This window comes from Paenibacillus methanolicus (assembly GCF_008124765.1).
Taxonomy (GTDB): Bacteria; Bacillota; Bacilli; order Paenibacillales; family Paenibacillaceae; genus Paenibacillus_Z; species Paenibacillus_Z methanolicus.
Map to the genome: position 1 here is coordinate 678,784 of NZ_VNHS01000003.1, position 14,228 is coordinate 693,011.

Here is a 14,228-nt window from a genome sequence, read left to right on the forward strand (position 1 = left end):
TACCTGCTTTCCACTAGATTGAAGGAACATATTCACGCCCCTGGTCCCTTTGTTTCAACCGAAATGGCCGCTGCCTCGCCGGTTTCTGACGCGAGCGCGCGCATGCCGGCTTCGAGCGTCTGAATAATGCGGTCCGTATCGTAGACGCAGCCCTTCCACGTTCCGCCGCTGACGGCTTGAAGCGCCGCCCACAGGCGGGTATCATCCGGCAGATCGGGGTCTTCCGCCAAGCCGGGATGCGGCGTTCGCGCAGCCAGAATGGCCGAGCCTGCATCCGGCGTCTCCGGCGATTCCCCGCAGCCGACCATGTGGATGCTTCCCGTAAGCTTGCGGGTGTCGATCCGAATGTCGATCCAATCGCCGTCGCGCAGACGGCCGATAGGTCCCCCGGCGAGCGCTTCCGGTCCGATATGGCCGATGCAGGCGCCGGTCGACACGCCGGAGAATCGCGCATCGGTCAGGAGCGATACTTGTTTGCCGTACGACAGATGCTTAAGCGCCGATGTCAGCTGGTACGTCTCCTCCATGCCGGTGCCCGAAGGCCCGCGGCCGACCAGCGCCAGGATGTCGCCGGCCGCTATGCCGCCGGTCTTGATCGCGCGAATCGCTGCGCGCTCGGCCGTGAACACCTTGACCCGGCCCACATGCCGGAACACGCCCGCTTCGTCCAGTACCGACGGATCGATCGCGGTCGACTTAATAACAGCGCCCTCCGGAGCGATATTGCCGGTCGGGAACGTGACGGTCGGGGCAAGTCCGGCTGCGCGAGCCCGCTCAGGGCTGTAAATGACGGTATCCGGATCGATGCCCTCCCGGTCCGCGAGATAGGCGCGCATGCGCTGCCGCCGCTCCGACGTCTCCCACCAGTCCAGCGTCTCGCCCAGCGTGACGCCGGAAGCCGTCATGACGGCTTCATCCAGAACGCCGAGTTTGCGGAGATGCAGCATGACCTCCGGCACCCCTCCGGCGAGGAACGCGCGAACGGTCGGATGCGGGATAGGGCCGTTCGGCAGCACGCTGACGAGTCGCGGCACGGCGCGGTTAACCGCCGCCCAATCGGCAACGTCCGGCACGGCGAGACCGGCAGCGGCCGCGATCGCGGGGATATGCAGAAGCAGATTCGTGGAGCCGCCGAAGGCCGCATGCACGACCATCGCATTGCGGATGGAAGCATCGGTCAACAGCTCATTCATCGTCATGCCGCTCGCCGCGAGCGCCATCGCCGCGCGCGCGGACTGGCGCGCCATCTCGGTCCAGACCGGCTGCCCGGACGGCGCGAGCGCGGCATGCGGCACGGTTAGCCCCAATGCCTCCGCGACGACCTGCGCGGTCCCGGCCGTGCCGAGGAACTGGCAGCCGCCGCCTGGCGTCGCGCACGCTCGGCAGCCGAGATCGGCCGCCTCTTCCAGCGACAGCTCCCCATTGGCATAGCGCGCGCCGATCGTCTGAATCTTGCCCGCGTCTTCGCCTTGCGTGGGCGGCAGCGTCACGCCTCCCGGCACGATGACGCCGGGCAGGCGCTTCATGCCGGCAAGCGCCAGCATCATCGCCGGCAGCCCCTTATCGCAAGTCGCCACGCCGACGACTGCCGCGCGCGTCGGCAGCGAGCGGATCAGCCGCCGCATGACGATCGCCGCGTCGTTGCGGTAGGGAAGCGAATCGAACATCCCGGACGTTCCCTGGGAACGCCCGTCGCATGGATCGCTGACGTAGCCCGCGAACGGGATATGGCCCGCTTTCGTAATCTCCTCGGCCGCCGCCTTCATCAGCAGGCCGATCTCCCAATGGCCGGTATGATACCCCAGTGCCGCCGGCGTGCCGTCCTCGTTGCGGATGCCGCCTTGCGTGCCGAGGAGGAGCACTTCACGGCCCTTCAGCCGTTCAGGCTGCCATCCCATTCCGACGTTCTGGCTCCACCCGAACAGATCCCCGCTCGGCGCGTGAAGGAGCATCTCCGGCGTCAGCGGCAGCGCGCCGACCGGACCCGGCGCATGCGTCGCCACCTCGAAGTACGTCTCGTCGTCCTTCCCCATTACGTTCCTGATCCGTTCATTCATCCCGCTTCTCCCCTCCCGGTTACGGCTTCATGAACACGGTCTTCACCGATGTGTAGAATTCGATCGCGGCCTGTCCCTGCTCGCGCGAATGGGAGCTGGATCCCTTCATGCCGCCGAACGGCGCCTGCAGCTCTACCCCGGCCGTCTCCGCGTTGACCCGTACGAGTCCCGCGTCCGTCTCTTGAATGAAGGAGAGCGCGCTGCCCAGGTCGCGCGTATAGAGCGAGGCGCTGAGTCCGTATTCCGTGTCGTTCGCGAGCGCGATCGCCTCCGCCATATCGCGGGCTTCGATCAAGGCCAGTACCGGACCGAAGATCTCCTCGCGCGCGATCGTCATCGTCGGCGTCACCTTATCGAACACGGCCGGCGCGACGAAGTAGCCTTCCGACAGCGCCGGGTCATCCGGTTGCTTGCCGCCGGTCAATAGTTCGGCGCCTTCTTCGATTCCCTTGTTTATGTACCGCATGACGGTCTCGTACTGCTTCGCGCTGGCGCAAGGCCCAAGCCATGTCTCCGCGTCCAAGCCGTCGCCGACCCGCAGCGCCTTCACCTTCGCGAGCAGCTTCTCTCTGAACGTCTCGTAGACGCCGCTGAGCACGATGACGCGGCTCGTCGCCGTGCATTTCTGGCCGGTCGAGCGCAGCCCCCCGCTGATTGTCGCATCGACCGCGAGATCGAGATCCGCATCCGCGGCCACGATGATCGGATTCTTGCCGCCCATCTCCAGCTGATACTTCGCTCCGCGCGCCAGCGCGGCCTGACCGACCTGCTTGCCTACGCGGTTCGAGCCCGTGAACGTGACGGCGTGAATGCCCGGATGCGCGGCGATGCCCTGACCGATCACGGCGCCGTCGCCCAGCACCATGTTCACCACGCCTGCCGAGAATCCGGCATCATGGAAGCACTGCATGACCAAGGCCGCGGTCGCCGCGGTCTCGACTGCCGGCTTCCATACGACCGTATTGCCGTAGATGAGAGCCGGCGCCATCTTCCAGACCGGAATAGCCACCGGGAAATTCCACGGCGAGATGACCCCGACGACGCCAAGCGGCGCGCGCGTCGTGAACATCAGCGCCTCCGCGTCGGTCGATGGGATGACGTCGCCGATCGGCCGCATGCCTTCGCCTGCGTAATAACGCAGTATCGCCGCGCCGCGGGCCGTCTCGCCCTTCGCTTCGCCCAATGTCTTGCCCATCTCGCGGGTCATCGCCCGGCCCACCGTCTCCATACGGCTCTCGAGAAGGTCCGCCGCTTTGAACAGCAAGGCGCCGCGCTGCGCGCCGGTCAGCTTGCGCCAGGCGCGCAGCGCCGCATCGGCCGCCTTAACCGCTTCATCCAGATCGGTCAGGTCCGAAGCCGCGGCCATCCCGACGACCTCTCCCCGCTTCGCCGGATTGAGACTCGGCATTCGTTCGCCCGCCGCCGGCGCCCTCCAGTCGCCGCCGATATAGTTATCGATTGTCACCGCATCTTGATTCTCATGGACTGCTGTCATCCCGTTCTCCTCCTTAAGTTCGCGTCTTACGCCGTCTCCAGCTCATGCGTATAAACGGCCGTGTTCACCAACGTGCCGATGCCCGCAATCTCGATCTCGATCCGGTCGCCGGACGCAAGCGTAAAATGGTTGGGCGGCACCAGACAAGTACCCGTCAGCAGCACCGTTCCGTCGTAGAGCGCATTGTCGCGCTTCAAATACCCGACGAGCTCCTCCAGCCGGCGCTTTAATTGTCCGGTATTGGCTGATTCGTCAACCACCTTGACGCCATCGCGGTATATGCGGCACGAGATCGCGAGATTGTACGGATCCGCTACCGTCTCCGTCAACCTGACGAAGGGGCCGATCGCGCAGGAATTTCGCCAAATTTTGGCCTGCGGCAGATAGAGCGGGTTCTCGCCCTCGATATCGCGGCAGCTCATATCGTTGCCGGTCGTGTACCCGACGATGGCGCCGGAACGGTCCAGCACGAGGCCGAGCTCCGCCTCGGGCACCTGCCACGACGAATCGCTCCGCAAGCAGACCCGATCGCCTGGTCCCACCGTACGCGCCGCGGTCGATTTCATGAACAATTCCGGCCGCTGGGCGTCATATACCTTGTCGTAGAACGTGCTCGCGTCCAGCTTGCCTGCTGTGGCCTCGTAATTACGCGCCTCGCGGCTGCGCTGATAGGTCACGCCGGCTGCCCATACCTCCGGCGCATCCAGCGGCGTCAGAAGGGCCAGCGACTCCGGCGCCGCTTGGATCGGAGAGAGGTCCTGCACAAGCGACTTAATGTAAGCCTCGTTCGTGACCCCGGCCTTGCTCGCCTCGCTCACCAGCGACATCAGATCGGGCGCGTTCAGCCGGTAAGCCGCTCCGTCCTCCATCAGAACGCCCAGTACGATGCGTGAAACCTCCCGATAACGAAAAATACGCATATTCGATTCCCTCCCGCATATTGTTTTACATTATAAAACTAAGTTCTGAAAATTGCTTATAAGAAGAAGCGGCGGCAGCCGCCTCGTTCTCGCGCGCTTAGGGGCGATAACCTATTCCCTGCGAAATTCGCGATGCCGTATCGCGTAGACGAAGCGCTAACGCTTCCAGCGTTTCGTCGTCAACCGTGGCTGCCATCGTCGAGATACTGATCGCCGCCGCGACGCGACCCCCGTGGTCGAACACCGGAGCTGCGGCGCAGCGCACGCCCGGCTCGTTCTCTTCCCGGTCGTAAGCGATGCCGGCGCTTCGAACGGCCCGCAGTTCCTCTCGGAATTCTGCTTCGCTCGCGATCGTTCGCGGCGTATGCGCCGTATACTCGTAACCTTGCAACAAACGATCGAGCTCAAGCTCCGGCATGAACGCCGCGAGCACCTTGCCGACGGCGCTGCTGTGCAGCGGTACCCGACGCCCGATCCGGGAGTAACGAATAGCCGCCTTGCTGCCTTCGACTTTGTCGATGTAGACGCCCTCCGCGCCGTCCCGAATAACGAGGTGAACGGTCTGCCCCGTCTCGCCGGACAGCGCTTGAAGCGGCCGGTTCGCGATCTCCCGAATATCGAAGCTTGCGAGCAGCAATTGCCCCTTCTCCAAGAATCGCATGCCGAGCCGATACAGCCCATGCTGGTCTTGTTCGATATACCCGTGCATCTGAAGCGTCTTCAATAGCGAATGCACGGTACTCTTATGCAGATCGACCCGTGCGCTAATCTCGGTGATCTTCAGCTCTCGGGTCTGTTCATCGAATAGGTCGATGATGCGGAGCGCTCTGTCGAGGGATTGAATGATCGGCATGACGTAATGGACACCTACTTGGGTTTTATAATATAGAATAACGTTCTGATATTATAATTGTAGCATGAACGCCTCCTGATTGAACAGACAGAGGTTTAGGGCTGGATCAGGTCAGATTTCGTTCGTTACCCCCGTCGTGTTGCATTGGGCTATAGTTCCCAGTTAATTGGATCAGTCATCGTAATGAGGGAGTTACCTAGAATTTAGAATGGCATTTAGTTTATGAACCACTTGAAGAGCCTCTTTTTCAGTACATGATGATTCTTGTCGTAAGTATTCTATCCCTCTTGACATGCTATCGTACCCTCTGGGAACAAGATGCGCATGAAAATGAGGAACTCCATCTATAGTTAGAAGCGAGTAGACCCGTTCTGCTCCTGTGACCTGCTTGAGCGCTAAGTATAATTGCTTTAATGCTACTCCGTAAGAAATAGTCTCTTCCTCTGTCATTTCTGAAAAATCCAGAAAATGGCGCTTCGATTCCAATACAATACGCCCAACACAGGATTGGTCTACGGGAAAATGACAGACTTTCCAATGCTCATCTTCATAAAAATATCCACCAGGTGGTTGGTTAGAAGTGCCAAGATGTTTATCGCAAATAAAACATGACATTTGAGTGGCCCCCTTTGCAACAGAATTGATTATTAAACTAGCATAATCAGTTAGAAGGGTAACAAGCTGTCTGCTGCATCAACATATCGGCAAGCACGAGTTAGCTTTGACCCATAAACAAGATCGTGCACATCCCTTTTTGCCGGTGCGGATCAGGTATTTTCAACATGCCGATGTCGACCAAATGCTTGAGTATGTAGGCGCGCATGGTTCCCGACGCCATGCTGTTCTGCGACCAGTAGCGCACATACTTATGCGCATGTTCTGGCTGACCTTCGCGATTCAATTGATAGACCGCCTCATCCAATTTGGCGGCGGCTTCTTGAATTCGTTCGGACGGATGCGGGATCGCCTCATGCAGACGTTCTCCTGTTTGCTTATCTTTGCAGTACACAATATTGACTTCAAGGCCGGAGTCCGTTTGTCGTAAATAGTGCTTGTCGAATAGTCGGCGATAAGCATCAATGTTCGCATGATTTTGCGGCAAATGTCCATGGATCACGTGCATCAAGCTGATGAAATCCGAGCTCAGATTATCTCTCCAGCCGCCCAACCTGCCGCACCAATACATATCGATCTGCCATCCCTGTAATGTGAGCTCATCGGAATCCCGATTCATATCGCCGCAGAAAAAATAGAGGCTTCGGTCAAAGCTGACGTCAAACGCTCTTACGATCTTCGCAAAGGCGGCGTAATGGCCCCCATCTTGTCGGCTGACCGAAACCTCCTGATGGCTCACCCGATCAAGTTCTTTGAAGCTTAGCTGTTTGCCGGCATAAGGGATGAGGCTCCACAACAGTAAATGGATGTCCCCGCCAGGTATGTAGACGCCGGTCTTTCGGAATACGTCTGCCATTGAAAAAAACGTTTTGAAATATTCCTCGACGGCAATCTCGGCATACGCTTCAAACAACCGATGCAGTGCCTCGCTTTTGTTCCGGGATGGATCTTCAATGTACAGATTCGCGCGGTATTTCCCGCCCGGCAGTTGATCCAAAAATCCGTATTGCTCCAGCTCTTCGATTTCATCCTTGACAAATACAGGCGAAATCCCTAGTTCTTCAGCGATTTCATGGACCGTGAGCGGCTTCTGATAAGCAGCGAAAGCGATGTTCTGTCTAATCGCCGTCGCCAGAAAGTCGGCGGTGTCGCCTTTCTTGCCCGGGGATCCGCTATGCCCCAAACCTGTCATTCGAATCGGGTTGATGCCGAGATTGCCCATTGATCGGATGGCGTTCATCTTGTGTTTCAGCTCCTTTTTCGCTTCGAATAAGTGCCATTTGACCGTGCCGCTGGATAGACCTAACGCAGCCGCGATTTCGCTAATTTTCATCCCACCGTAATAGTACTTGACGACGATCTCCCGCTGTTGATGAGATAAAACGGCGATTTCCCTCCGCAAAAGACCAGCTGTTTCTTGATGGATGATCGTGTCGAAGTCCTCGTTTCTGGAAATCAGCTCCTTGTCATCCATCCGCAATTGGTTGGATGCTCTCGTTTTCTCGCCGACGAATCTCGCCCACACATAATGCGCGATTTTAAAAATATAGCTGTTCGGATCCTGAAGGTCGGCCTTCTTCAGAAGCGCCTGATACACCTCCAGCGTAATTCTCCCGGCCAACTCTTCGGCTTCGGCGATCTTTCCCGTCTTGTTCAGTGCAAACCCAAATAACGGCTTGATATAGTCCATGATGACACGGTCGGCTTGATGTTTTTCCATGCACTAAAAAGCTCCTTCTTATCGAATGGCACTCAACTACATACTGCGGCGAAAATGAAAAAGGTTGGGTAGTTTAGGAAAAAAATCGGTTCATCTATCATCTTTGAAAGGGGGATATGAATGACTTTTCTGCCATTCGTTGTGCCGCGACTGCCAGACTACAGCACTTCCTCCAGCAGCCGCCGACTATGCGAATCAAGCGTCCGCCAGTCGGAAATCTCGCATCGTTTGCCGTTGATGTCGATCAAGATCGCGCGGTTTCCTCCGGGGTACTGAATATGCTCATGGAGATTGCGCATCGCCAATCGGGTCGGCCCAAGATCCGTCTGCAGCTTCCACAGCCACAAATCCGATTTTCGTTGGATGCTATCGATGCGAATAACCTGCGGTATAAAATACCGAAATTGAAGCTCCTTCCGAAGTTCAGCTGCGCTCTCCGAGTGAAGCTCCCTTATATCGCGAACGATTCCCAGCTCTTCATCCTTCGTCGTGCGGATCGAGATATAGGCTGACGGATGCCGAAATGGGAACGTCCTATGGACAATCAACTCGTCATACGGCTTGCCATCCACAACGCCCTGAAGTACGCCGCCCTCGCCCCTGCTCAAATACACATCGTCCGGCTTCAAAAGCCTGATATCATAGCGGTCTGCCATCAGCCCTCCGCCCCCTTCATTTGGGCCAACTCTTTCTGTGCGTCCACAAGCTTGCGATAGAGGCCGTCTTCTTGTACGAGCAGCTCCTCATGCGTGCCGACTTCAACGATTTTGCCCCGGTCCAGCACGACGAGCCGATCGGCGTTGCGCAAGGTAGACAACCGATGCGCGATCGCGAACGTTGTCCGGCCCTGCACAAGCCGGGCTATCGCCTCCTGGATCTGCCGCTCCGTCTCGGTATCTACGGAAGCCGTCGCCTCGTCGAGTATAAGAATGCGCGGATCGTGAATAATGGCACGTGCGATCGCCACGCGCTGCTTCTCGCCGCCGGATAACTTATGACCGCGTTCGCCGACCCGCGTATCGTATCCATCCGCTAGCCGAACGATAAAATCGTGCGCGTTGGCAATCTTCGCCGCGCGCATGATCTCTTCCGGCGTTGCGTCCGGTTTGGAATAGGCAATATTATCCGCGATCGTGCCGTCAAACAAGAACGTCTCCTGGAGGACGACCCCGATTTGCTTTCTGAGGTCCGACTGGCTAATGCTGCGAATAGGGACGCCATCTATTCGAATGATCCCTTCATCCGTATCATAGAACCGGCATAACAGATTAATGAAGGTCGACTTGCCGGCCCCCGAATGTCCGACCAGGCCAATCATCTCGCCAGCTTTCACCTGAAGATGGATCCCCTTCAGCACGGGATGATGCTTCTCGTAGCCGTAGGTGACATCCTCAAACATCACCTCGCCTTTAACGACGCCTAGAGGCAGTGGTTCATCTACATCCGGCACCTCGGAAGGCGTATCCATAATTTCAAAGACCCGATGAGCCGCCGTCATCGCATTACCGACCCAATTGATCATCTGGCTAACCCATTGGAGCGGACCGAACAGCATGCCCAGATAAGCGACAAGCGCCAATAGCACGCCTAGCTGCATCTCGTCATGCAGCACCTTGCTTCCCCCGTTATACCAGATCAACAGCGTCCCGAGTCCCGCGATTAAGCTGAACAACGGGTGTATAATTTGCCAAAGTCCCTCCGTCTTGATGTTCTTCTTCATCACGTCGGCGTTCGCTTCTTCGTAACGGGTCATCTCCTCCCTCTCCCGGCCGAACGCCTTGACGACGCGAATCCCTTGCAACGATTCCCCCACCAGAATGTTCACGCGGAAGATGGCTCGCCACTGCTGATACATGAGGCGTCCGATTCTTGGCCAGATCGTCAAGGAAAACGCTACGATGATCGGTACGGGCAGCAGCGCGAACAAAGACAGCCTCCAGTCCAACCCGCACATGATGATAAAGATGGCGGCAATACGCAGCGTGTGGCCGCATACAAACACGACGCCGTCGGTCATAAACTGCCGCATCTCCTCGGCGTCCTGATTCACGCGGCTAATGAATTGCGAGGTTTGCCTCCGATCGAAGTAAGCCAGCGACAGTCTCATCAACGACCCGAATATCTCTTTGCGGATATCTCGCATAAGCTTTGAGCCGACCCACATCCCAATGTATCCGCGTACCGTTTGCATCGCGGTCATCGCGAGCATCGTTACGCCTAACCCTACAATTAGCAGCATTAAGGTTGGGCCCATGTCTTTGGTTTGAAGCACGTCATCAATGATCACCTTGGTCAAATAGGGAGGGACGAGCTCAACCAGCGTCGTGAGAATAAGCAATAGCGCCGCGCTGACCAGCTGAAGCCTGTAAGGCTTCGCATAACGAAGCATTCGGAGGGCTGCCGTGCTCTTCTTCGCGCATAGATGGCAGATCTGCGTCCCTTCGCCAAGCGGATTCCCGCAGGTTGGGCAGTTGCGCGGCAAATCACGCTCCGAGAGGACCGGCAGTTCTTCACGCTTCGCCAATGCGCCAAGCAGTTTCGCGGCAAAATTAAAAACAGGCGTCAGCGCAGCCGTATATCGGCCAACAACGACCGGACCTTCATGCGTGTCGACGATAAGCGTACCTCCCCCGATCGCGCCGACGGCTCTCGCTTCCTTCAGCTGCGTAATCTTCAAGCGCAGCGTGGGCGGACCTTCCTGGTGCCATACCATAATGTCTTCTTCGGTGATGGCAATCCATTGCACGCCAAAATGGCCATTAGGGAGCAAATCGGTTTTGGCGGTAAACAGCAGCTTACCCTGCAGCTGCTTCTGGTATTGTTCCGGTAACGGATCGAGTGTCGCCATAGTCTCCTCCCAGTTGGTTCACTTCGTGTAGTTTCTTCCATAATATTGAAAGTTTAGCGGTTACATGTGCAGGCAACAACCTGTCAACTATCTGTTCTTTTACCTGTCAATTTAAATTCACCCTAAATAAAAGCAGATGCTAACAAGCCGAAAAAACCGCTTACTCCCTATATGGGAACAAGCGGCTAATGGTTGCCAAGTCTAAGCTGCCGAGAGAACCAGAAAAATAGGATCAATCACTCGATGGCATCCGCCGGATCGCCGCCGTGCGACCGGTGATTCGTCATGGCTTCGATGACCCGATCGAACCCATCATTCCCGTAGCCCATGGCCACCATCTGATCGGCGACGGCTTGGATAGGAAGCAGCCAATCGGCTGGCACGCCCAATTCCTGACTGCTCTTGACGATGTTGTCCAGCCCGAGCTTGTTGATCGTCATATTGGATATGTCCGTGGCGTAATCGCCTTCATCAAGTTTGCGGGCCGCCTCCATATTGGTCAGCATAGGAACAATCAAGTGCTGCAGCCAATTGCTTGAATACGGCAAGAACGCCTCCGCAGAAATATGGGCCGTTCGCAGCAGCGCATGGGCATGAAAATAGCTGTACCAGGCACCGTACATCATCGTCAGCATCGCAAGGTCATGCAGCAACGCCACACCGGGGTCTTCGCTCAGATAGGTCGTATGTCCGCCCAACAGCCGCAGCACGGGCTGATAAGCCTCGAAAAGCTCCTTACGGCCGCCATAAAGAAGAAGCGCTTCCGGACTGCCGATCATGGGGGGGATCGCCATAATCGCCCCATCCAAATAATCGATTCCCGCCTCTTCGGCCCATGCGCTCATACGCCGAGCGTCATCCGGGGTACCGGTGGTCAAATTGACGATGACGCGGCCGGCGAGCTCTGTCTTCAAAGGCATGAACGTGCTTCGCACAACCTCATAAGTCGACAAGCAGACCACGATAATACGGCTTGCCGCGACGGCGTCGGCTGCCGTCTCAGCCCGGCCCGCCCCGTTGCCGACGAGCCGCTCATCCTTCCCCGCCGAACGATTCCAGACTGTCACAGGATGGCCGGCCGCAAGAAAGGTTGCCGCCAGCGCCTGCCCCATATTCCCAAGCCCGATTACGGATACGGGAATCAGACCTTCACTATATTTATGAACCGAAGCCTTTGCAAATGAGTTTCCGTTCATTTTATTTCCACTCCTTCATGAATAAGGTACGCTTTCTTTCTACGGCACACCCGGCATATAATCGAAATAATATCGAGCGAGGGAGGTCCGGAAAGAATGAGAATCAGCGAATTAGCTCGTCTTACCAATGTCAGCGCACGCGCCATACGCCATTACGAGGAGAAAGGGCTGTTGCAAGCCGAGAGACTCGACAACGATTACCGTGATTTCAAAGCATCGGCCGTTGACCGGATCCATTCGATCCAGCTGTACTTGAAGCTGGGATTAACGGCGGATGAAATACGGAGCCTGTTCACGTGCGAAGTCGCATCGCCGGATGATTACGAATACTGCGAAGAAATGCTGGAAATCTACGAAGGAAAGCTTCGCAAGGTAAACCGCCAGATCGAATCCATGCTGCAATTAAAGAAGCTGTTGGAGCGGCAAGTTGAGCTGACGGTAGCCGGCAAAAATAAAGGAGACTTGCGGATATCCGTCTAATGCGCGGAACAGCTTCTCGGAATTGACCTGGCGGGAATCGCTATGATTCCGTTCGTTTATTCCACTGAAAGGCCTTGTCCCAGACCCCCGTCTACCGATAGTTTGGCGCCTGTCGTGAAGGTGGCCTCAAAGGCGAGGAACAGCACAGCCTTGGCCACCTCCTCCGAAGAACCATGACGTTTCATCGGCGTAATCCGGTCGCCAAGCTCCTCGAAGGCGGTCCGTTCGGTTTCGGAGAAACCCGCCACGCCCATCGTCGGCGTTTTGATAAATCCTGGACTAACCACATTGACGCGAACGCCTCGCGGTAACAGTTCGGCGGCGAAACCTGACGCAAGCGACCGCAAAGCTGCTTTTGAAGCGCCATACACGCTCATTCCCGGGTTACCGCCCTCATCTGCCACGGATGACGTGAATACGATCGATCCGCTTTTTCGAATCAAGGGAGACAGACGCTGTACCGTAAAGAATGCCCCCTTCGTATTAATCGCGAACGTCTTGTCATACGAGCTTTCGGTCACGGTCTCGAATGGTTCCAGCAGCGCGATTCCTGCATTGATGTGGAGGAAGTCAATCTCCCCAAATCGTTCCGTAACGTAATCGCTTAATGCTTGGATCTCCTCCATACGCGATACATCGGACTGAATGACATGCGCCCGTTCGCCTAACTCCCGTCTGGCTTCTTCCACGTTCTTCGGACTGCGTCCTGTCAGTATGACTTCGGCTCCTCCCGCCAGCAAAGCTTTGGCCACTGCCATCCCCATGCCATGGGTACCGCCCGTTATAACGGCTTTCTTGCCTTCATACTCCCTCATCCTATTGTTCCTCCCTGCTTCATGTTTTCGTATGTTTTGTCTTTCTGGAATCAGTATAGAGGTTCACGCTAGCGTGAAGGTCAACAGGTGATTTTTCATTTCTTCTCAGCAGCCGATACGAAAATACACCTCGGTGTGGAACGCAAAAAAACAGCCCCTATGATTTGAGAATCATTGGGGGCTGCCATGGATGTAACTTATTCTACAAACTTACAACTTCCCGATAGGCCCCTTTCGGCTGCTGGTTCGTATCGAACAACAGCGGCCAGTTCTTGCGTCCGCGCACCGGGAAATAATCCAGCCACGTATAGTCGTCCGCCGCGCCCCAGAATGTCACGCCCGTCAGCACGTCCTTGTAGTCGCGGAACAGCCGGAAGAACTGTCCATAGCGCTGCTCCTGCAGGCGGAGCATCTCGTCCGTCGGCGCGGTCAGGTCGGTACGCTGGTCGTCGAAGGCAAACATCGACACATCCATCTCCGTAATTTGCAGCTTCACGCCAAGGGAAGCATACCGTTCGATGGCCGCCCGGATCTCGTCGAGCGAGGGATCGATCAAATTCCAGTGCCCCTGCAATCCGATGCCGTGGATCGGCGCGCCCTGCTCCTGCAGCGACTTGACGAGCCGGTAGATTTTCTCCCGCTTGCCTGGATTGCATTCGTTGTAATCGTTGTAGAACAGCTGCGCGTCCGGGTCGGCTTCATGCGCGAACCGGAAGGCTTGCGCGATAAAGTCCTCGCCGACGGTATGCAGCCATTTCGATGGCCGAAGCCATTCTTCCCCGCTATCGGTGACCGCTTCGTTGACGACGTCCCAGCAGTAGACCGTCCCCTTGTAGCGGCCCACGACCGTGTCGATGTGGGCCTTCATGCGGGCGAGCACGGTATTGCGGTCCGCCGATCCGCCATGACCGTCGTCGAATACCCAATCCGGCGTCTGGTTATGCCACACCAGCGTATGGCCGCGCAGCTGCTTCCCGTTCTGCCGGGCGAAAGCGGCGATTTCGTCGGCAGCCTCGAACGTATACGTCTCCTCGGCGGGATGCAGGCTCTCGAACTTCATTTCGTTCTCGGCCGTCAAGCTGTTGTAGTGTTGAAGCAGCAGATCCCGCTGGCTTACGATCGTGCGGCTATTCACCGCCGCGCCGATCAGAAAATCATCCTTGAATGCTTCCGCAAGCGATTCGTTCGCAATCATGTTACCCGCATCTGCCATTGTTCCGCCACCTCTT

Annotated in this window: 12 protein-coding genes; 1 reads left to right on the top strand and 11 read right to left on the bottom strand. The window is 57.0% G+C overall.

Going from position 1 to position 14,228, the window contains the following annotated elements:
* Window positions 1–32: 32 nt before the first annotated feature.
* The 9 genes from BCM02_RS11445 to BCM02_RS11485 all read right to left on the bottom strand — a co-directional run bounded on the left by BCM02_RS11445 (window position 33) and on the right by BCM02_RS11485 (window position 11,704).
* On the bottom strand, window positions 33–2,057 hold the full coding sequence (locus BCM02_RS11445; RefSeq protein WP_148929179.1) for a YjhG/YagF family D-xylonate dehydratase: 2,025 nt from the start codon (window positions 2,055–2,057) through the stop codon (window positions 33–35).
* A gap of 19 nt (window positions 2,058–2,076) precedes the next feature.
* Window positions 2,077–3,552 (bottom strand): alpha-ketoglutaric semialdehyde dehydrogenase GucD, encoded by a 1,476-nt coding sequence (gene gucD, locus BCM02_RS11450; RefSeq protein ID WP_148929180.1) that lies wholly within the window; start codon window positions 3,550–3,552, stop codon window positions 2,077–2,079.
* Window positions 3,553–3,578: 26 nt separating this feature from the next.
* On the bottom strand, window positions 3,579–4,472 hold the full coding sequence (locus tag BCM02_RS11455; protein ID WP_148929181.1) for a fumarylacetoacetate hydrolase family protein: 894 nt from the start codon (window positions 4,470–4,472) through the stop codon (window positions 3,579–3,581).
* 97 nt (window positions 4,473–4,569) lie between these two features.
* Entirely contained in the window at window positions 4,570–5,325 is a 756-nt protein-coding gene (locus BCM02_RS11460; RefSeq protein ID WP_148929182.1) for an IclR family transcriptional regulator, read from the bottom strand.
* 192 nt (window positions 5,326–5,517) lie between these two features.
* Entirely contained in the window at window positions 5,518–5,940 is a 423-nt protein-coding gene (locus tag BCM02_RS11465) for an HIT family protein (protein WP_148929183.1), read from the bottom strand.
* A gap of 100 nt (window positions 5,941–6,040) precedes the next feature.
* Window positions 6,041–7,660: a sigma-70 family RNA polymerase sigma factor gene (locus tag BCM02_RS11470; RefSeq protein WP_148929184.1), complete on the bottom strand. Its 1,620-nt coding sequence runs from the start codon at window positions 7,658–7,660 to the stop codon at window positions 6,041–6,043.
* Between the two features lie 158 nt (window positions 7,661–7,818).
* On the bottom strand, window positions 7,819–8,316 hold the full coding sequence (locus tag BCM02_RS11475) for a DUF1854 domain-containing protein (protein WP_148929185.1): 498 nt from the start codon (window positions 8,314–8,316) through the stop codon (window positions 7,819–7,821).
* A complete protein-coding gene (locus tag BCM02_RS11480; RefSeq protein WP_148929186.1) occupies window positions 8,316–10,508 on the bottom strand; it encodes an ABC transporter ATP-binding protein in 2,193 nt (730 codons plus the stop codon). The genes BCM02_RS11475 and BCM02_RS11480 overlap by 1 nt, the downstream gene beginning before the upstream one ends.
* A gap of 236 nt (window positions 10,509–10,744) precedes the next feature.
* Entirely contained in the window at window positions 10,745–11,704 is a 960-nt protein-coding gene (locus tag BCM02_RS11485) for an NAD(P)-dependent oxidoreductase (protein WP_148929187.1), read from the bottom strand.
* A gap of 96 nt (window positions 11,705–11,800) precedes the next feature.
* On the opposite strand from BCM02_RS11485, the gene BCM02_RS11490 reads away from it, so the two are divergent.
* Window positions 11,801–12,184 (top strand): MerR family transcriptional regulator, encoded by a 384-nt coding sequence (locus tag BCM02_RS11490; protein WP_148929188.1) that lies wholly within the window; start codon window positions 11,801–11,803, stop codon window positions 12,182–12,184.
* 56 nt (window positions 12,185–12,240) lie between these two features.
* Here BCM02_RS11490 and BCM02_RS11495 read toward each other — a convergent pair whose 3' ends face one another.
* On the bottom strand, window positions 12,241–12,999 hold the full coding sequence (locus BCM02_RS11495) for an SDR family oxidoreductase (protein ID WP_148929189.1): 759 nt from the start codon (window positions 12,997–12,999) through the stop codon (window positions 12,241–12,243).
* A 202-nt stretch (window positions 13,000–13,201) separates the two neighbouring features.
* Window positions 13,202–14,212 (bottom strand): endo-1,4-beta-xylanase, encoded by a 1,011-nt coding sequence (locus BCM02_RS11500; RefSeq protein WP_246183331.1) that lies wholly within the window; start codon window positions 14,210–14,212, stop codon window positions 13,202–13,204.
* Window positions 14,213–14,228 lie beyond the last annotated feature (16 nt).